The sequence below is a fragment of the Verrucomicrobium spinosum DSM 4136 = JCM 18804 genome (genome assembly GCF_000172155.1).
Taxonomy (GTDB): domain Bacteria; phylum Verrucomicrobiota; class Verrucomicrobiia; order Verrucomicrobiales; family Verrucomicrobiaceae; genus Verrucomicrobium; species Verrucomicrobium spinosum.
Map to the genome: position 1 here is coordinate 4,657,962 of NZ_ABIZ01000001.1, position 20,202 is coordinate 4,678,163.

Below are 20,202 nucleotides of genomic sequence, written 5' to 3' on the forward strand. Positions count from 1 at the left end.
ACTGACGACGGAGGTGACGACCATGTCCCGGGAGTTGTCGTCGTCAGTTAGCGTTTAAATTTCGTCTGGCACAGTCGCTAGGTGCCCCAGCACGGGTCGTAAGCAATCTGAATCTCATCTGGGAGAGGCATAAAGCCCCCCGCAACCGATGCTGCGGGCGACCACATTGGAGCTCAGTGTATGCTGTTTTGCAATTGCAAAACTACACGCTCCAGTGCACCTAAATTTCGACACACATCTTTAAACATTGTTGAACGAGAATTATTTTTCTCGTGTGGGAGATGCTGCTACTGGAACCTATCCACCCTCCAACTAGGTTAAGGATTGGCCAAGTGTGGTCACCGAGGGCCCGCGATGGCTAGGCAGATCAAGCTCAAAGCCCGTCGAACCCAGGGACAAGGTCGACGGCGGCTCGCAGGGACTGAATCTCAGCATGGGAATAGCCATCATTCGATTCCGTATCGCTGTGTCCCACGATCTTCATTCGGATCTCTTGAGCCACCCCCTTGTTTAACATGGCAGAATTGAAGGTATGCCTTAGAGAATGGAACGATTTGGAGTGACTTGATCGCCCCGCCTCCCCCTCGATCCGCAACTTCACCTTGCCCCGGGACACCCCCGCCTTCTCCATGATCTTCACGAACTTGGCAGACAGTCCGCGATTACCACTGACGCTGATTCGACACAGCGACGGAAAGCAGTAGTCATCAGAATCGGCATTGGGAGGCATCTTCGCGAAATGCTTCTGAAGTTCCCGATGCATGGGAAGCAAGACCTTGGCCTTTTTTCCTCGTCGGCTACTCTTCTCAGGAATGTACGAGATGCTTCCTTCAGCAATATTCAGATTCGACATCCGAAGTCTCGCAGCATCGCCCAGTCTGAGCCCTCCAAACGCCCCCAGAAGTATCACCCCCCTCCATTCGTTCGAATAAGCGGCCGTCACCAGGGCCTGCACTTCCTTCGGAGTGAAAGTTTCCCGTTCCATTCCATCCTCCTCAGGAAGGTCTTGGAGAGTTCCTGCAGGCAGGCTTCGAAGCAATCCTTCTTTCACTGCAGCAGACAACGAAGCCCTGAGGTCTTTGATGTAACCGTTGCACGTCTTTGCGGTCCGACCTCCCTTGTGGAGCATCTCACGAAAGCTCCTGAGATTCTGTACTGACAGATGCTCCAAAGGAAGCTCTGCCTTTTCTCCGAGGAACTCAAGGAAGGAATCCACGCTATGCTGGTAGCGCGTCACCGTGGCCTTCTTGGTGGTTGGAGTCTTCAATGCAATCCATTCATTGAGCCACCCTTTGATCGTCCAGACCTTTAGCGACTCACCGGTCGCCTCCTTAACGATCTCCGCCAGAAGTGAACGCCCTTCGTCGATCGTCAGCCTTTTCTGCATTGCCAGTTCTGCAGCTCTCCTGAGAATTCCCAAGATTCGCTTGCTGCCATCCTCTCCTGCTCCGCTCTCCCTCAGGGCATCGTCCTCCAAAACATCAGCCGCCTTCTGCGCCTTTGAGCGGTCTGTGTGCTTGGTGACTTTCCTCTCGAGCTTCCACTGCCGGTTGCCCGCACCGTCAACCAGCGGCGTCCGGTAAGCTGCATACCAAAAGCGAGAGCCTGGACGTTTGAACACAGAAGCCATAGTGTGGGAACATTATGGGAACAATCCATGATGTCCAGCAAAGTTTGAAGAGATCCCCTCCCCGGGAGTCGCGGCATAACCCACTCACTATCAACGCTGTATATCGAATCCTGGGTTCGATCCCCAGCCCACGCACTTTTCCCGTCCAAACTGGATTGAGGAAATACTTTACGGGGCGCTTCCAAAGCTGGCAGTCCTGTTCGCTGAAACAATTTGTTCGAGCGGCAACTCAACTCCGGTTCGCGCGGGTCAGATACTCTGCCCACACCAGTTCCTATCCAGAATCCACATGCCGGGTTCATTGAGACCGGGCGATCCGTGGCGGATTCCCGTTGATCATGTGGGAGTTGGGAGATCTTCCAGAAAGCCATGCAATCGTCACATGGCATCGGATTCGCAGTGTGCGGCACAAGCAGTGACTTGCGCGGCCGTGTGATTCCTGCTGGGATTCTGCCATGCAGCCAAGCGACTCCGGCTCTCATAGGATGGCAGGCATGATCTCGATTCCCCTCTTGCGGCTTGGATCACGAACCTCTCACTCTTTGATGCTTTTGGCATTGGCATGGGCAACCGGCACCGCAACCTTGTTCCTCGCTGGCACCAGTGACGCCCAGGCGCAACAGACTGCCATGGGAACTGCGCGCCCGCCCCATCTCGTGGTCTTCCTGGCGGACGACTATAGTTTCCTCGATTCCGAGTCCGAGGGGGCGAAAGACGTTAGCACCCCGAACCTCACAAAACTGGCCGCGGCAGGGATGACGTTCTCGCATGCCTTTGTCGCCTCACCCAGTTGTGCCCCGAGCCGGGCCGCACTGCTGACCGGGCTCACCCCGGTCCACAACGGGGCGGAAGTTAATCACTCCAAGCCGGGAGCGGCGATCAAAAAGCTGCCCGCCTATCTGAAGGAGATTGGGTACGAGGTCGTGGCCTTTGGCAAGGTGTCCCACTACAAGCACACGGCCGACTATGGGTTCGATCACTTCGAGCACGACACATTTCACGATCCCGAGGGCATACCCTCAGCGATCCGGTGGCTGAAGCAGCGCAAGAGCGACAAGCCGCTGTGCCTATTCGTCGGGTCCAACTGGCCTCATGTCCCCTGGCCTGCGCCACCGGCGGATGCCGATCTGAGCAAGGCGGAGCTCCCCCCTTCCCAAGCCGATACGCCGGAAACCCGTCGCGCACGGTTCGCCTACGGAGCGGCGGTGAAGCATCTGGACGATGAACTTGGGCAGGTCATGACGACAGTGAAGGATACCTTGGGCATCCAAGTGGCCTTCATGATGACCAGCGATCACGGAGCCCAGTTCCCCTTCGGCAAGTGGAACTGCTATGACGCAGGCATCAGGGTTCCCATGATCGTGTCCTGGCCCATCGCCCCGCACTTGAGCTGTACGATCTGAAGAACGATCCGCACGAGCTCAACAACCTGGCCGCAGATCCCGAGCAGGCGGAGCGGGTGAAAACGCTGCGGACGGAGCTGGATGAATGGAGGAGAGAGCAGCGGGAGTTGATGAATCCTTGAGCGGACGTGCGGGGGCGGAGGAAACACGGGGAGCGCACGCATCCCTGCGTGCTGTTTGCGGCATCTTGCCGCGAACGTCAGGCAGCACATGACATCGCATCCGTCTGAGGTGGAGGTGTTGATGGTGGTGGGGAGAAAGCAGATGCTGTCGGCCTTCCCACCTGAGGATCATCGTTGGATGTACCCAGGGTTGACTCGCTGGAAGCCGCGTCACCGTTGGGCTTGTGGCCACATCCTCTTCAAGGAAAGAACTTCAATGCCCTCCAGGCCCAATCCAGTTGCCACGTCAGGATCCGCACACGGCATGCGGAGCGCTTGCCCTACAGCGTCTATAACCGATCAACGTCGGAACAGATCTTCCGGAGGGATCAGTCGCGACGCTCCTTCAACCGTCTAATGACTTTGATGCCTCCGGCATTGGGCAATCCGGACTGGGACACCATCAGATCGTCAAAGTCGACAAGCCAACTTCCCGATGAGTAGCTGTGCTGGGTGCCAAGCTCAGTAAAAGGAGGCAGGGACATTCCTGTCCCGGTCCGCCCCAAGCGTCCCAACGCATCGCCATGCAGCCCCGTGGTCAAACCATCGTGGGTTGTAGGGCGAGCGCTCCGCTTGCCACGAATGGCCCCTGATGAGGCAACCGGAGCGGTCGCCCTACAGCCCGGGGAGACTTGGACGGAGGGACGTGTGGCAAGTTTGTGGCGGCCCCGGGCAGGAATGTCCCTCCCTCCCTTTACTGACACTTGACCCAAAGGCGAGCCCCGGGGCCACAGCTCAGATCTTGTGTCTTGCAGTCTTGTGTCTCCTTGTTCCCCCTAAAACACCGCGTCCAGCGCCAGGGTCACCAGCAGGCCACTGATGCCGACGAGGGTCTCGGTCAGGGTCCAGGTGCGGAGGGTTTGGGAGACGGAGAGGCCGAGCGTTTCCTTTACGATCCAGAAGCCGGCGTCGTTCAGGTGGGAGAGGAACAGCGAGCCACAGCCGATGCCCACGACGAGCAGCTCCGGGTTGACGCCCGGGGAGTTGACCATGAGCGGAGCAACGAGACCGCAAGCGGCCGTGATGGCCACGGTGGCGGATCCGGTGGCCACACGAATGAGCGCGGCACAGAGCCAGCCAAAGACCAAGGTGGGCAGGTGAAAGGCCAGGGCCATCTCGCCAATTGCGTTGGCCGCACCGCTCTCACGCAGCACACGGTTGAAGCCGCCGCCACCGCCTACGACGAGCAGGGTCATGCCCACCGTAGCGATGGCCTTTTCCCCCACCTTAAGGGATTCCTCACGCTTAAAGCGGAAAAGGATGGAGGCAAAGATGACAGAAAGGCCGAGCGCCACCGTGGGATTGCCGATCACGCCAGCGATATTCTTGAGTTGCTGGGGAGCATCATGCCAGAGCTCGACGGCCGTCTGGCTGAGGAGGAGGATCACCGGGAGGCTCAGTACAGCCACCGTGGCGCGCAGGGAGGGCTTGGGACGTTCGCTCTCGGTGGAGGGAGCCGCTACCGGCGGGGGCGCGGAGGCTTGCACGTTCTTTACCGCCCACTTGGCAAAGATGGGACCGGAGATGGCCGCCACAGGGATGGCTGCCACCAAGCCCCAGAGCATCACCTTGCCGAGGTTCGCATGCAGCGCCTCAATGGCCACCAGCGGGCCTGGATGCGGCGGCATGACGCCGTGCATAATGGAAAGCACCGCCAGCATGGGGATGGCGAGCTTGAGGAAAGGCTCCTTCGTCTCCTTTGCCAGGGTGAGGAGAATGGGTGCCAGCATGACCAGGCCCACGGCAAACCAAGTGGTAAGCCCCACGGCGAGCGCCAGGATCATGAGACACCAGTGCACCCGCTTGGGACCAAAGATCTTAACCAGCCGCACGGCCAGCACCTCAGCCCCGCCCGAGACGGCCAGCATGCCGCCCAGAATCGTGCCAAGCCCCAAAACGCCAGCGATCCCGCCCAGCGTAGCCCCCATCCCGTCTTGAAACGCCGTGGCCACCTTCGCTGGCGACATCCCTGCGCCCAGGCCCATGAGGAGGGCAGCGAATAACAACGCCAAAAACGCATTCAGCCGCAGCCAGGCGATCAGCAAGATCAGCACGGCAACTGCCCCGAGGGAGAGATACAACAGGTTGATAGATTCCGGACTCACGGCGCTGATAAAGCCAGTACCGCCGCGCGCCGTCAATAAAGTAACGGTTTACTTTTATTGAAAGTTTTCACGCACACGATCGGGGGTTGGTGCAGATGAGCGAGTGTCCCGTATCCGGAGGACAGCAAGGAGTGGTTGTGCCTCGAACTTGCGATGCAAGGTGCTTTCTTTGTCGAGACATCCAGCGACAACTGCTTTCGTGAGAACGCGGTCAAAATGCGCACCTTGATCTAAACTTGAGGTTGGCAACCCGCATAGACGTGCGAGCCCTGCCGCAATCTCACGAGACTGCTACAAACGCTCCGGCGAGGCGGCGTTTGAGCCAGTCGCACCGTCCGTTGCAAAATCCTCCCTCCTCACAGGCCGTGCTTGCAATTCACTCCTCCATCTTTTGCCGCATCCGTGATCGCTTTTTCCAGCGATACACTGGAGACTGACCCGGGCTGATTTCCTGATCCGCTTAAATGAACAGCGGGCGTCCCGCCCCCACCAACCTACCTGAGGCACCCATCCATGTCAGACACCGCTGAACGCGAGCCCCGGATTTTCGTCCTGCCCAACTTGATGACGGCGGGCAACCTGCTGTGTGGCTTTCTTGCCTCACTCCACATTGTAGGCCGCTTCCAGCCAGACGATGGTCACCAGCGGTACATCTGGGCCATTGGCCTCATCCTGCTGGCCTGCTTCTTTGATCTCCTGGACGGCCGGCTGGCCCGCATGACGGGACAGTCCTCCTCCTTTGGGCGCGAGTTTGACTCGCTGGCGGATGTGGTGAGCTTTGGCGTAGCCCCTGCCCTGCTCATGCATGACATTGTGCTGGCCGAGTTTGAGCAATCCATGACTGGTCTGGGCTGGCTGATCGCCTGCATCTATCTGGTCTGTGGGGCCATGCGGCTGGCGCGGTTCAACTGCCTCGCGGCCATGCCTCATCAGGGGGGATCCACCCACTTTCGGGGCTGCCCCATTCCTGTCGCAGCAGGGGTCATCGTGTCCCTCACCTTGTTTCTGCTCTGGCTGGATGGGTCCAATCGCGAGATCGGACGCTGGCGCTATGCCCTGCCGGTGCTGATGCTCATCCTCTCCTACCTCATGGTGAGCAATGTGGAATACCCGTCGTTCAAGGCGGTGAACTTCCGCACCCGACGCTCGTTTCACTGGGTGCTGGTGAGCATCCTAGTCCTCTTTTTCACTGTGCGGTACTGGCAGTGGATGCCGATGGTGCTCTTCGTCTCCTACCTGGCCTATGGGCTGGTACGCCCGTGGATTTCCCGCCGGTGGCGGCAGCAGCTTGAGGAGGAGGACGAGGAGGAAAAAGCGATCAAGCCGGCCACCCCCGCCCCGGCTCATGACGCGGGCACAGATGACCCCGCATCCCTGATCTAATACCCGCTCCCTTATCCGGCCAGACGGCCGCAGGTGGATTGAGATCCGATGTCAAGTTATGAACACGCTTCCCTCCCTGGAAGAGCAGCAGGAGCATTTCCGCCGACTGTTGAGCAGATTTTCCACCGCCATGCTGGTGACGCATGGACAGACGCATTCCTTTCACGCACGACCGATGGCGCTGGCACAGGTGGAGACCAACTGTCGCATCTGGTTCCTCACCCGTCGGGAGTCTGCCAAGGCGCACGAAATTGAGACGGACACTCGCGTGCTCGTGATCTGCCAACGGGAGCATGATGCCTACCTTACGCTCACCGGGCGGGCCACCCTCGTGGAGAACCGCGCCAAGACAGAAGCCATCTGGAAAGAGCCCTTTCGCGTCTGGTTTCCCGACGGCGTTGAGGACCCCGATCTCGTCCTGATCTCCGTCGTTCCTGAGAATGGAGAGTTCTGGGACAATTCCGGTTTTCGCAAGATCAACTCCTTCATGGAGTCGGCCGCAGCCTACGTCGCCGGACGACAGCCTCGCATCGCGGAAGGTGAGGAGCACGGCGTCGTTCGTCTTTAAAAGCGACCACTTCCCCCTTCAATACCGTTCTTGAAGTCGCAGGCAGGCAACGGACGGTCCTTCGCGGACTGACGCACTTGCCAAGTTAACCCCTACTCCATACGCGAATATGAAAACCGCCACGATTACCGACGCTAAAGGCCTGGCAGAGCACGTCGAGAGAGAGAAGCGCCAGGAGGAGCTGTTGCATCAGCATCATGAAGATCCCGTGACGGGCGAGCCCGGAAGCCACCCCCTCGGCGCAGGTCTGGGGGCCACCGGCGGAGCGGTGGCGGGTGCCATTGCCGGGGCCATCGCCGGGCCGGTCGGCTCTGCGGTGGGAGCCATTGTTGGCGGTGTCACCGGCGGGCTTATGGGCAAGGAGGTGGCCGAGTCCCTCGACCCTCAGGATGGAGTACAGGCCATTGCGCCGGAAGGCTGGGAGGAGTGGTGGCGCGATGCTTATATCAGCGAACCGTACCTGGATCCCAGTCTCGGTTTTGAGGAATATCTGCCCGCCTACCGGCTCGGTTATGAAACGTACGCGTGGCAGCGCGGCACCTTGTTTGAGGATATCGAGATCACCCTGGAGAACCGTTGGGAAGAAACTCGCGGCACTTCACGCCTCCCTTGGTCCGTGGCAAAAGAGGCCATTAAGTCCTCCTGGCGCGTGCTCGATGAACGGGGCGCGAATGGCTTTGACTCGCCAACGCCTGCCACAGCTCTCTAGCCCCTGCACTGAATCCAATCCAATCCCTGCACCCGAATTCCGCGGGCGCGAGACCATTTAGAATCAACCCAGACCTATTTCGCATTCCATGAAAACGCCTCCTCTTCTCATCGTTGCCGACCGCGGCGTGATCAAAACCTTCATGGCCAATGGGCAGCAGGCCGGATCAGTGCCACAACTTGCCGACACCATCCGCATCGACGAGGCCCACCAGAAATATCAGGATATCTACACGGATCAGGCAGGCTCCTTTGCCAAGCGCGGCACCGGCCATGTGGGCAACTCCACCGCTGAGCGCATGCATGTGGACACGGAGAAGGAGACGCGCATCATCCGCCTGATCGGCGAACATGTGACCGAGCTTCTGGACCTGCATCGCCCAAAGAAGTGGGGCTTTGCCGCCCCTTCAGACATCAATGGAGCAATTCTCTCCCATCTGTCCCAGGCTTGGACCAACGCCATAGAGGTGAATCTCACCAAGGATCTTACCAAAGAAAGCCCGGCCCACCTGCGCGATCACTTTCTCGCCGCCCGCGGCGCAGCCTGATCCCAGGCCCGTCCCCGTTTCTCCCCCAGGCACGTATCCTAATAAAACACCCCTGGTTCGCCATGACGTCCTACCATCATCGCACCCCTGTACCGCGGCCCGCTTCGTTGAAACAACTCGCCTATCTGCGGTATATGAATGTCTCCTACCCAGCCGACATCGGCGAGCTGGAGGCCAGGAACATGATCAACGAGGTGGAGCATGCCTCGGACTACGATGGATGGCACCGGCTTGTGGAGAAGAAATGCGCCTGGCGCACGGATCGCTTCATCCTCCACCCACGTCTGTTCCTGCATGAGTTTCAGGTGTACTATCATCAGGACCTGCCGGTGCAACTGCGCGCGCATCTGGTGCATCACCTGTCGGCCACGTTGCGCTGGCCCACCTTGGGATCGGTAAGGGAGTGCATGAAAGCGCTTACGAAAGCCGAGCCCAACTGGTGGCACAGCCCTTTCGTGAACGACCGCTTCATGGAGTACTACCAGGAGTGGGACAAGAATCGGCGCGCGAAGTCCGAGCCAAAACCAGAAGCCCTGTGGGACCAGCTCAAGGGAGCGATCTCGGTGTTGTCTGGGCTGACGCCGGATCTGATGCAGTTAAAGCCGGGCAAAGCATGAGGGGGCGCAAGTGGGGTCGAGGTCCCGGCCCCTTGCGCGAGTTATCTCATGAACCCGGAGGGTTCGCCCATGCGTAGCCATGGGTCGACCGAGTAGAGCGAGGACTATCCATGGTAGGGGGGAGGCGCACTGCTACCGCGGAGCGGTAGGCCCATAGCACCCAAGGATCTGCCAGTTGCATCGCGGGAATATCCTCAGCGGTCGGCCATGCGATGGGACTACCGCTCCGCGGTAGGAGTCCCATCGACGACGTCCTATTCATGGTGAACCCTCCGGGTTCTAATTTCCTGAGGTGTGCGTCGTTCATCAGAGTGTTGTAGAGGTGGCACGATTGCAATTCGTCAACGTTGGGCTTGTAGCCCCATCCTCTTCGAGGAAGAACTTCGCCTGAGTGCGTGGAGGGCGTCACTTCCTTGGTGACCACCCCAAATCGCGCGCGATTGGGATAGGCGCCAGAGGAACCAACTGCTGCTCAGTCCGCAGTTAATCCCCGAAGGGGATTTGTAGCACAGCCCAGTGGTTGGACGAGCCTCAAGCGAGTCAACCCTGGGTACCTCCACGGACGATGATCAGGTGGGAAGGCCGACAGCATCCGCTTCCTCCTCCCCGCTATCAACACCTCCACGTCGGTTGGACCAGATGTCATGCGCTGACTGACGTTTGCGGTAAGATGCCGCCAACAGCACGCAGGATGCGTGCGCTCCCCGAGCTTCCCAGGCACAGGCCATCTGAAGCCTGTCAGTCTATGCGTCACCACCCCAGGTTCCTTGGCAGCCACAAATTTCCCGGTCTATAGCCCAATGCCATCAGGGAAAACGCATCGTCTTGCTCGTTTGCCTTGGCGCGCCTCGGAGCCGCGATGGTGCAACCGCCACGACTGTAACTGGTGAGCCCCTTTCAGAAGGGCCGAAGGTCCGGGTTCATACCAGCCTGGGGCAACGCCCCAGGGATAGATGGCCAAACTACCCTTGAGGGCTGTAGGCCCGGTGTCATCAAGTCTGCCTATGACGAGCATCCCTGAATGACGTCGGGCCTACAGCCCTCAACATCTAAAACGAGCGCCTGCCTTGGGCGTTGCCCAAGGCTGCAATGATGCCGGACCTTCGGCCCTCAATACTTTCACAAAAGGGAGATGCTCGACCTCTCCACTTTTCCCTGATGGCATTGGTCTATAGCCGGTGCCCCTCAAGCCAACCCAAGGCCGAGCAACCTGCGTTGACGTTGCGTTTTGCCCCCCTTACGCCTTCCGCGGGATCCACCCCGTAGCGATGTCCCACAGGCCGGTGACATGCTCCCAGCGCCGCACCGCGACGTCCAGCATGAACATCACGAGCAGGGCCATGACGAGGTAAGGCCAGAGCTCCACATAACGACGGGCCTTGGTGGTTCCAAGATCCAACGCGGTGCTCTGGTCCATGTAGGTGCCGCCGGTGAGTCTGCTGACATCCCGAAGGAGTTTCTCGTTCACCGTTCCGAGACTGACCTCGCTGCTGGGATTGTGCACCCAGCCTGCGGTCACCATTTGGGCACCGCTCTGGGCCCGCACGAGGTACACGCCCGGCTGCTCGGGGCGAAAGGTGCCTTCGTACAATCCTGGCCCATCCTGGCGCAATGAAAGCGCCTGCACCGGCTTCAAGGGAGCGCCGAGAGATTCCGCTGAGACATAGAACACCTCTGCGGTGACACGGGCTTCATTGCCCCGCGTACCGGCATCCTCCAGTACATCCACACTTACGCGGGCCTCTTCCCCGGCGGTTTCACAGCGCAGGTCCATATTCTGACCCTGCGGCGGACGGGCGGTCTCCCGCAATACTTGGGACCAAAACTGGCCGAAGCCATTCCACCGGCTGATCCAAAGGCTGGCCCAACGGCTCTTCGCATCACTGGTGAAGGCGGTCACCTTGCCCAGGCCATAACGCCAGTGCGCCAGGAGCGGGTCGCCCAGATCCGTGACCAGCGGCACTTGGGCCGTGCTCTTCCGCAGGGTCTTCACATAGCCCAGCAGCGGGGGCGACTCGAACTTGTCCCAGCCCGCGAGGATGGGATGGCGCTCCACCAGCTTCGGCTCAAAGGCATCTTCCCGGATCATGCGTCCCGTGTGCACTAGCGTATCCTGGGTGAAAATGCGCACAATGTTGGCGGCATCCAGCGTGGTGTAGGACTTGCCACCCCCCAAGCTGGCGATGGCTTGCAAGAGGCCCACATGCGCCCCGTCGCCAATTGCCACCGTGGAGATCGTCACGCCCTCCGCGCGGCACTGGGAGGCCAGGGCCTCATACCCCTGACCGCTCGTCTGACCATCGGTGAGGATGATCATGTGCTTGATCTTGGCCTTCGTCCGCTGAAGGGCGTTGCGCGCCTCGGTAAAGGCGGGGTGCAGGTTCGTGCCCCCGCCGCTGGTCAGCCCGGCGATCTGCCCGGCCACCGCACTGCTGGAGGTCAGCCGCGTCATGGGTACCACGACATGGGCTTCACTGTCGAAGGCGTACACACCGATGCTGTCGTTGCGGGTGAGAACCTCCGCGGTGGCGATGGCGGCACTCTTGGCCATCTCCAGCTTTTCACCAGACATGGAGCCGGAACGGTCAATCACCAGGGCCAGGGCGCTGCTTTGTTTTTCCTCTTCATCCGGAGCCTTGAGGCGCACAGGCAGGACTTCCTCAATTGGGGTGCGATAGTAGCCACCGACACCAAACGAGTTGGGGCCACCCAGCATGATGAAGCCGCCGCCTAGTTTGTCCACATAGTCACGAATGGCCACCATCGCCGTCTCCCCCACCTGGTGGGCGGGCACATCGGAGAGGATCACACCGTCGAATCCGCTCAACTCCTGCGGCGTATTCGGGATGCTGTTGGGTGCGCGCAGCTCCAGCTCGATCCCCTCTTTGGCCATGGCCTGCACGAGATACTGGCCTTCATTCATATCGCCCTCCACATAGAGCAAGCGCAGGCGTCCGCGCACGTCCACCAGGGTCAGCGCCTCATTGTTGGCCGGGATGGCATCGCCCGCAAATCCCTCCAGCACCGCACGGTACTTGTAGATGTTCCGGGTATCCGGGTGTCGCACAAAGGTTTCCGTCACCGTGCTGCCGCTTACCACCTTCACCTTGCGGCGCTCCACTTCCACGCCGTTTTCAAACAGCTTCAGCAGCCCCGCGCCGTCCATGGTGCTCTCCACCTCCACCTTCAGCTGGAGGGCGGCACCTTCATGCAGACGGCTCTGGCTGGGCAGGAACTGGCGTACACGCACATCTGGCTTCCGGGGACCTGCTACGGGCACGGCATGAAGATGCACATCCGCCACCATCGCGGCGCGGGCAGCCTCCATCAGGCTGCCACGGGTCTCATGCCCATCCCCCACAAACACCACGTGACGCGAGGTGCCGGCCGGGAAAAGGGAGCGCGCGTACTCCAGCGCCCCGGCGTAGTTGCTCTGGGCTCCGTGGGTCTTCAGGGCATCAGCCCATAACTTATCCCCACCCACCTTCAGTTCCGCCTCGGAGTAGAGCCGGGCCTCATCGCCGAATCCCGTGGTGTACACCTCCACATCACCCGGGAGGGCTTTGCGAATGTCATCCGCCTTCTGCAGGACCGTCTTCACCCCTTCCGCACCCAGGCTCTGGCTGTTGTCCAGCGCCAGCACCACCGCACGCTGGCTGCTCGACACCACCTTGGCAGGGCCTGCCAGGGCGACCAGCGCCAGCATGATGCCCAGAGCCCGCACCAGCAGGAGGAGTTGCTTGCGCCGGGCTGACATCGGGTGCGCCGACCGACGCTCCGCCCACAGCAGGAACGCAAGGGCGGGAAAGATCAGCAGCAGTAGATAAGGTGACTCCCAGTCCATGTAAGTTCGTCTTCCCGGATCAAATTTAGAAACTTCTGTAATGCATCTATCAATACACCGCCTGGCGGTGGAACAACCAGCTCTCCACCAGCAGCACTCCCAGCACGAGCCAGAGGAGTGAGGTGCTCCAGTTGCCCCCGCGGGCCCAGCGCTCGCTCACCTCCTGGCCCCCGCCAGCCTCCGCCTTGACCTGGGCGGGGACGTTGGTCTCCTGCGAAGAAATCAGCAGACTGGCCAGGGTGCGGCCATCACCGCCGTCCACCAGACCCACTTGAGAAAGCTCCAACCAGCCCCCTTTGGCATCCTGGGAGGTTTCCTCGAATCTTGTCCCCGTCCACGCGTGCCACTTCACCAGACCCGCTGGCATTTCCACCAGGTCCCCAGGGCGCACGGCCTTCAGGGAGGCCAGGGCGTCGTTGTTCTCCGCTGCCCAGTAGATGGCGTTGCCCACCAGCAGCGGGAAGGCGGAAAGCAACGCGAGCTGCTCACTGCGGCCCGGGGTAAAAGCGACCACCACCAACCGTTGCCCGCCAGACTCCCCGGCGGCCAGCACGGGCTCATTGCCCGCCATCCAGAGGGTCTCCAGCGTGTCGCTGACATTGAGCACCGTCGTCTGTGTCACCGCCACCCGGCCACTGGCCACCCGGTACAGCACTGGATGCTCTGGCTGCACGGCCCGCACCGCTTCATAGGGCACGCCTGAGCCCAGCTTCTTCGCATGCACCGGGCCAGAGCTGTTGGGAGGATTCAGCACCAGTACGGGGCGATCTGTGGGCCAGGCCGCAGGCACCCAGTTCTCGAAGACATAGACGTCCGCCTTTTCCTTCATTGGCCAGTCTTTCACCCCGCCCTTCAGCACCTGGATGCGGTCCTCCGCCAGCATGGAAGTGAGCGCCAGCTCTACGAAAGGGTCGGGCGAGTCTGAAAACCATGCCACCACGAGCGGTTTGGTTTCTGGCAAGGGCGAGACGGCCACGTTGTCCCAACCCAGACAATCGCCAGGGGTGCGAACTTCCATCTCCAGACGCTGCCCCTTGCCCCCTTCCAGCGGCAGAATCAGGCGGTTGCTCTCGCCCGGCTTCAGCGTCATCTGGCGCAGCTGCACCGGACGACCGTCGAGGCGAGCCTCCAGGGTGCTCTCCACCGGGTTGGCATTGGCGCGACCAGCCGTCACCTCCACAAATACCTCGAACCGGTTCCGCGCCAGGGGTGCCGGGCGGATCTGGAAGCCCGTGATCCCGCAGTTCACCGGGCTCTCCAGTGCGACGTTCAGCAGGCGCATTTTCGGCGGCTTCACTCCTTCGGCAGGGGCTTCAGCCGCCAGCGGAGTCTGGGGAGAGACCTCATCCGTGATCTGCCAGATTTCTGAAGGTGCATCCAGGGCCGCAAGCCGCCGGGCCACGAGCAGCGCTTCATCCGCACGATCTTCCATCGGCACCGGTTGGGTCTGCTGGATCATGCGCAGCAGTTCCCGCCGGTTGGTGCTGCGGGACTGGGTCACCTCTGCCTTGGCATCGTACACGATGAGCGAGGTCACCACATTCTCTGGCAACGCACTCAGGCGGTCCTTGAGCTGGGTCTTCGCCTCCTCCATACGGGTGCGCCCCTTGCCATCCGTCGCCGCCATGGAGGCCGAGCGGTCCAGCAGGATCACGAGGCTCTTGGGCGTCTCCCCACCGCCCTCGCGGAAAGGCTTGGCCAGGGCCATCACTGCCAGCAGCACGACGAGCAACGTCATCAGCAGTGAAAGGATGCGCTTGAACCGCCTCAGCCAGGCTGACTCCTGGTGCTCCTTCGCCAGCGTGCGGAAGAAGAGCAACGTGGACACCTGCACCCGCTTGGCCTTCCGGCGGAAGAGCCAGAGAGCGATGGGGATGAGCGCCAGCCAGAGCCAGTGGAGAAAGTTGGGAGAAAGGAACTTCATTCAGAACAGAGTCGAAAGAGGCGGCAGAAAAGAGGATCCATCACGGGGCCAGGGCAGTTTACGCGGAGGCCAGGGAACCGCCCCTCATCAGGAGATCGAGGAAGCGATCCTCGAACGGTTCATCACTGCGGCAGGTGTAGAAGTCGATCTGGCGGCCCGCACAGGCGGAGCTCAGGTTTTCGGCAAACGCGTCAAACATCTCGGCATAGAGCTTCACCTCGCGCTTTGTGATCCAGAAGCGGCGACGCTCGCCGGTCTCCACATCGGCCAGCTCCACCTCCCCATCCAACTCGGGCCGCTGCTCCCACGGGTGGATTACCTGCACAAAGTGGGTCTCGCCGGGCCAGCCTGCGGCGCGTTTCACCGCCTCCACCGCTGTTCCCACCTCACGACCAAAGAAGTCGGAGATGACAAAGATGCTACCATACCTCTGCCGGGTGGGCCGGAAGTCCGTGAAACACTTTTCCAGATCGGTCACGCCGCCGTACGCCCACTTGGTCACGGCCGTGATGATCTTCTCGATGTTCCCCTGCCCCCGTAGCGGAGGCAGTTCCTGCCGCGTGGTGTCACTCATGGAGTACAGGCTCACGCGATGCTGGCCAGACAACCCTAAATAGGCCAGGGCAACGGCGAAGCGGAGCGACTGTCGGCGTTTTTCGATGAAGGGCTTCTCCATGGAGGCGCTGGTGTCCACCACGATGTGGATGTGCAGCTCCTGCACCTCCTCATAAAGACGGACAAAGAGCTTGTCCAGCCGGGCGTACAGCCGCCAGTCGATGGCGCGGAAGTCTTCCTTGGGTGTGTAGTGCCGATAGTCCTTGAACTCCCGGGTGTATCCCGTCGCCGGACTGCTCTGCATGCCCCGGCGCATCAACTGGCGTCGCTTGCGCAGCCGGAGGGCCAGAGTGCGCAGACGGTCCAGGAAATGGGCGTCAAAGAGATCCTCGCGGGTCAGGGTGGCGGTCATGGATGGGGAACGGAGACGGGAGAAGAAGGAGAGGAAGGGGCGGCAGCGGGAGCGGGCGAGTTCGCGGAAACAGCAGGTGACCCCATCGGAGCACCGCGCAGGCAGACCAGGGCCCGCTCACTGACGGGCAGGATCCACACGCCCGCAGCCACGGCGGTGGTGGAACCACAGAGAGTCCCACCGCCCCGCTCGTTCTGATAAAGCACGCCTGAAGGCAGATAGGTGCGCCGGTTCTGGAGTCCGCCAGACACCACCCGGCGTGAAGAGGTAATAACCATCGTACTGGACTGCTGCGCGGGGGCCGTCTCGTCAGCAAAGGTCCTGGCCCAGGCATCCGCCTCTGGGGGCAGTGGCACGTCAAACAAGACACTGCCACTGCGCAGGTCGGACATGCGCAGCCGCGTGCCCAGGCTGGCGTACAACCGTGAGCCATGCAGACTGCCGGACGGCAGGACATCCGCGCGTGCTGGCTGGCCTTCCGGAGTGCTGCTCTCAACCAAGCCAAGGGAAGTTTGCACGCCATTGCGTTGTGGCGAGGTGCTGCCAAAACCGGAACCGTTAAAACAGACCAGCTGCCCCTCCCCCACCCCAATGACCATCCCGCTGTGCGAGAGCTGACCCAGCGGCAGCCCCATGGCGCTTACCATGCCGGTGCCGTTGCCATTGACCATCCACACCCTGCCCTCGTGCAGCAGGGCATAGGGCGAATAATAACCTTGCCCTTGCAACAGTGCTCTCAACCCCGTCGCGTAGCCCCAGCCTCCGCTGGCTACGCCCATGCCCCCCCGCATACCCATCATATGCAACCCGGAGATGAAGCCGCCAGAAATCTGGATGCGCGACGGCGAGAAGGCCACCAACTGACGGGGCGGAGGGGGTGCCAGGGGTGTGGCAGTATCGCCTTGGGACTGGAGATCGATGGGAAATCCCGGCACATCTCCGGTGGCCAGACGCCACAACACCTGCCCGCTGTCCGCACGGAGCAGCGCCGCAGACTGGGCAAAGACGAAGACCCGGCCATGCTCCACACTCAGACCGGACTTGAGCTTGATGTAGGCATCATAGCCGCCCCAGCTGTTGTAGGGATTGGGAGCCGGTATCGGTGGAGACGGCACCAGCGTCTGCCACAGGAGCTTGCCAGTGACAGGGTTCATGGAGGAAACCGTGGAAACTCCCGGCTGCCAGACAAAAACATGCCCCTCATCCTGGTGCAGCCGGCTCATGGCAGGCGGCCCCGCCGCGGAGCCGTCCACTTCGGAGAGCTGGTTGCGCCAGAGCAGCTCCCCGGAGCGGGCATCCACACAGGTGACCTTCTCATTCTCCAGCAGACAGAGGCGGTTTCCACGAACCGACATCTCCAGCGGGACGCGGACGTCTGGCTGACCGGAGCCTCTCACGATCACCCTTGACGCGATCGTCGTGGTCAGGGCCCGTCCGCCGGACGATGAGACAGCAGGGACGACCTTGCTGCCACCGTCCGGGCTGATACGCCAGCGTAACTTGCCGGTGCGGATGTCCAGGGCATGCACGTTGCTGCGATCATCCACCACATAGGCCAGGCCAGCGGCATCGTCCGTCAGCACCCGGGTAATCAGCATCCCCTGATCCACGGCGAACCCCCAGCCCAGGGAGAAAGGCGGCAGACAAGGTGCTGGGCCCGATGGCGATCGTGTGGCAGCGGCTTCAGAGGGGCCTTCACGAAGTGATTCCCTCGCACCCGCCACACTGAGCTCCATCCCATCCGGAAAGGTGATCCACTGATTGTCGCTGAGCTTGCCAAAGGCGGAGAAGGCATCTTCAGCGGCTTTCTTATCCCCCATTCGTGAGCTGAGGTATGCCACCAGCCAGTCCATCCAGCGGCGCTGATCACTGGTGAGATCCGCTTTCTCCAGCGCGGACGCCTCGCGGCGCGCCAGAGCCCAGGTGCTGGGATCCGTCGCGCTCAGGCTGGACATCACGCTGCGCCACTGACTGGCCACGAGATGCTCCTGCAGGGATTCCCGCACCGCATCCGTCAGCTTCCAGTCATGCGCCCGGCCCAGGATCTCGCGCAGGGCGAACCGCAACCGCTCCTCCTGTCCGGTCTGGGCCAGGAGGTTGGTCCACTGCGACCAGTGCGACATTTCTGCCGGCTCCAGACGCGTGAGCCGCTCCGCGCAAGTGAGCGCCAGGGCCAGGGACCCCCTCTCCAGGCAGATGGGCACCATGCTGCGCAATCCCGAGACCTCGGTGACCTTGGACGCATCCAGAGCCTCAAGGAACTGCATGGCCAAATCCTGCCGCCCCGCTTGATGGTACAATAATGCCAGACGCAGGCGGTGATCTTCACGATGGGCAGTATCCGTCTCCAGCAGCTTGCGGAGACCTGCCTCTGTCTCCATGGCGCGGGTACTGTCTGACGCCATAAGGTCGAGCCGGAGCTTCTCCAGCATCAGGGAGCGGTCCGCCGCCAGCCCCTGCCGGGCCAGTGCCAGCTTCAGCATCTCTTCGGCTGCTTTTTCCGCCTTGTGGGCGGAGGCCTGGCCGACGAGCGCAAGCCAGCGGTTGAAGCTCATTTCATCCTCGGGAAGTTTGCCACCAGGTGCGAGCAGGCCCGCCTCCTTCTGCACCGCCAGTTCCACCATCTCCCGCGCCTCGGCGTGCTGCATGACCGCGTCGATCCAAGCTTGATAGCGGGCGTCCGTATCACAAAGAGCCCGGGCAGCTTCGAAGGCTGCCGCCACGCGGGCGTCATCCCCGAGTTTTTCCTCGATCTTGGCCAGGAGCAGGTGCCCCTCAAAAGCCGTTGGCTGGGCCACCAGCCAGGGCTCCACCAGCTTTTTAGCGTTCACCCAGAGCTGCTTGCTCATGAGGAATTGCGCAATCTCCAGTCGGGCGTCTGGGGTGAGAGTCTTGGTCCAGTCCCCTTCAAACAGGGCCGCCACTTCATCTGTGCGACGTTGGGTGAAGTAGAGCTCGCCCAACTCCCGGCGCAGATCCCACCGGTCCGGGGATTTGCCTAGTGCCGTCTCCAGGAGCAGGCCAGCATCCTGTAGCTGATTGCGCCGGCGCAACCAGCGGGAAAGCTCCACACTGCGTCCCACCTGATCGGCCATTTCCAGTCTGGACAGCAGCGTCTTAAAAGCCTCATGCGCTCTGGGGCCAAGGTTGTTGGCGAAGAGCCAGCGTACTTGACGCAGCAACAGATCCTGACGATCGGGATGCGCGGCCATCAGCTTCTCCAGCCACTGTAGCGCAGCGGCATCCGTCCCCTCTTTTTCCCACAGGTCCAGGAGACGCTGCTCCACCTGCGGAGTACCGGGCAGAGCTTCCATGGCCTCCCTGAGCACTTGCAAGGCCTCATGGCCGCGATGGGCAGCATCCAGCACATCCGCGAGTGTCAGCGCGTTCATGGCGGTGCGCCCGTCTTTGGCCTGCCAGCGGCTTCTGGCCGCCTCCACCATCAGGTCGCGCCCATCGGAGCCCGTAACGTCCAGGCGCAGCATGAGAATCTCCCGCCGCCGCCAATAGTCCGGCGCGAGCTTCTCCAACAGCGCATCAAGCAGGGAGCCTGCCTCCTTCGGCTTGCCATCGGCAGCCAGCAGTTCTGCCTGTAGCATGGTGGCGTCCACTTGGTTGTCCGTACCCAGGCGGGCGGCATCCACGCCTTCCATCATGCGAACGGCCGTCTTGGTCAGCTTCTGGCCCGCGGCCTGCCGGGCCCAGCGCAGACGCTGCTCCGGAGTCAGAGCCCCCTCCTCGATGAGGCGGCGCGTTTCTTCCAGCACCAGATCTTCGCGCCCCTGGGTGGCGGCCACTTTCATCAGTTCACCAAACCATTGCGCCTTCCGCGCGGCGGACTTCTCGAGCCGCACGGCAGAAGCCATGGCCTCCACGGCCTTGGGATTGCGCTCCTCCTGGAGCATGCGTCCCAACTGCCAGGCCAGCAACGCGCTGTCGGGATGGCGTGCGACTGCTGCTTTCAGGAAATCACCCGCCTTGCGGTCCTGGAGCAGGGTGTAAATGCGCGCCAGCACCAGACTCGCTCCGGCATCATCAGGGTACTGGGCAAGATGGGTATTGTAGAGGCTGAGGAGTTCCTCCGTGCGTCCGGCACTGCGATAGAGCTCCACCAGCTTCTGGAGCGGGACCTCCACGGAGGGGTCGTAATGCAGGGCGGTGCGCAAGGTGACAGACGTCTTGTCAAAATCCGCCGTCTCCTCCGCCGCTGCCGGGGCCCAGGTCAGGCTTAGTCCAAAAACCAGGCCCACCGCAGAGACGGTCACCGCGGCCAGACGCAGCCCGGCCGCCTTCCTGCGAAGGCCGCCGCGCCCCATCATCAGCCGTTCCCCGTACCGCATGTGC

14 protein-coding genes are annotated in these 20,202 nt (G+C 61.6%); 7 read left to right on the forward strand and 7 right to left on the reverse strand.

Features of this window, described 5'->3' with window-relative positions; translation table 11 throughout:
- Window positions 1-373: 373 nt before the first annotated feature.
- Window positions 374-1,477 carry a tyrosine-type recombinase/integrase gene (locus tag VSP_RS18880; RefSeq protein ID WP_198141188.1) on the reverse strand — a complete coding sequence of 368 codons (1,104 nt, stop codon included), beginning with the start codon at window positions 1,475-1,477 and terminating at the stop codon, window positions 374-376.
- A 698-nt stretch (window positions 1,478-2,175) separates the two neighbouring features.
- Between VSP_RS18880 and VSP_RS36175 the strand changes: the two genes are divergently transcribed.
- Both VSP_RS36175 and VSP_RS43995 read left to right on the forward strand, forming a co-directional pair.
- Window positions 2,176-3,033: a sulfatase-like hydrolase/transferase gene (locus VSP_RS36175; protein ID WP_009962659.1), complete on the forward strand. Its 858-nt coding sequence runs from the start codon at window positions 2,176-2,178 to the stop codon at window positions 3,031-3,033.
- 26 nt (window positions 3,034-3,059) lie between these two features.
- Window positions 3,060-3,155 carry a hypothetical protein gene (locus tag VSP_RS43995; RefSeq protein ID WP_425509797.1) on the forward strand — a complete coding sequence of 32 codons (96 nt, stop codon included), beginning with the start codon at window positions 3,060-3,062 and terminating at the stop codon, window positions 3,153-3,155.
- 368 nt (window positions 3,156-3,523) lie between these two features.
- On the opposite strand, the gene VSP_RS42415 is transcribed toward VSP_RS43995, so the two are convergent.
- On the reverse strand, window positions 3,524-3,679 hold the full coding sequence (locus VSP_RS42415) for a hypothetical protein (RefSeq protein ID WP_157210965.1): 156 nt from the start codon (window positions 3,677-3,679) through the stop codon (window positions 3,524-3,526).
- Between the two features lie 291 nt (window positions 3,680-3,970).
- Window positions 3,971-5,299 (reverse strand): GntT/GntP/DsdX family permease, encoded by a 1,329-nt coding sequence (locus VSP_RS18890; protein WP_157210966.1) that lies wholly within the window; start codon window positions 5,297-5,299, stop codon window positions 3,971-3,973.
- Between the two features lie 513 nt (window positions 5,300-5,812).
- Between VSP_RS18890 and pssA the strand changes: the two genes are divergently transcribed.
- The 5 genes from pssA to VSP_RS18915 all read left to right on the forward strand — a co-directional run bounded on the left by pssA (window position 5,813) and on the right by VSP_RS18915 (window position 9,123).
- The gene (pssA, locus tag VSP_RS36180) at window positions 5,813-6,682 is read left to right on the forward strand and encodes a CDP-diacylglycerol--serine O-phosphatidyltransferase (RefSeq protein ID WP_009962661.1); all 870 of its coding nucleotides are present in this window, start codon (window positions 5,813-5,815) and stop codon (window positions 6,680-6,682) included.
- A 58-nt stretch (window positions 6,683-6,740) separates the two neighbouring features.
- Window positions 6,741-7,250 carry a pyridoxamine 5'-phosphate oxidase family protein gene (locus VSP_RS36185; protein WP_009962662.1) on the forward strand — a complete coding sequence of 170 codons (510 nt, stop codon included), beginning with the start codon at window positions 6,741-6,743 and terminating at the stop codon, window positions 7,248-7,250.
- A gap of 109 nt (window positions 7,251-7,359) precedes the next feature.
- Window positions 7,360-7,959 (forward strand): hypothetical protein, encoded by a 600-nt coding sequence (locus tag VSP_RS36190; RefSeq protein WP_009962663.1) that lies wholly within the window; start codon window positions 7,360-7,362, stop codon window positions 7,957-7,959.
- Between the two features lie 88 nt (window positions 7,960-8,047).
- Complete coding sequence (locus VSP_RS18910; protein ID WP_009962665.1) at window positions 8,048-8,506, forward strand: host attachment protein; 459 nt, start codon at window positions 8,048-8,050, stop codon at window positions 8,504-8,506.
- Between the two features lie 62 nt (window positions 8,507-8,568).
- Window positions 8,569-9,123 carry a hypothetical protein gene (locus tag VSP_RS18915; protein WP_156345242.1) on the forward strand — a complete coding sequence of 185 codons (555 nt, stop codon included), beginning with the start codon at window positions 8,569-8,571 and terminating at the stop codon, window positions 9,121-9,123.
- A 1,237-nt stretch (window positions 9,124-10,360) separates the two neighbouring features.
- On the opposite strand, the gene VSP_RS18920 is transcribed toward VSP_RS18915, so the two are convergent.
- The 4 genes from VSP_RS18920 to VSP_RS18935 are packed head-to-tail and all read right to left on the reverse strand — an operon-like array spanning window position 10,361 to window position 20,198.
- Window positions 10,361-12,967, reverse strand: coding sequence for a VWA domain-containing protein (locus tag VSP_RS18920; protein WP_009962667.1), 2,607 nt, complete (start codon window positions 12,965-12,967; stop codon window positions 10,361-10,363).
- Window positions 12,968-13,016: 49 nt separating this feature from the next.
- On the reverse strand, window positions 13,017-14,891 hold the full coding sequence (locus tag VSP_RS18925; RefSeq protein WP_009962668.1) for a vWA domain-containing protein: 1,875 nt from the start codon (window positions 14,889-14,891) through the stop codon (window positions 13,017-13,019).
- Window positions 14,892-14,949: 58 nt separating this feature from the next.
- Window positions 14,950-15,858, reverse strand: a complete 909-nt coding sequence (locus VSP_RS18930; protein WP_009962669.1) for a DUF58 domain-containing protein — start codon at window positions 15,856-15,858, stop codon at window positions 14,950-14,952.
- Entirely contained in the window at window positions 15,855-20,198 is a 4,344-nt protein-coding gene (locus tag VSP_RS18935) for an outer membrane protein assembly factor BamB family protein (RefSeq protein ID WP_009962671.1), read from the reverse strand. The genes VSP_RS18930 and VSP_RS18935 overlap by 4 nt, the downstream gene beginning before the upstream one ends.
- Window positions 20,199-20,202: the final 4 nt, after the last annotated feature.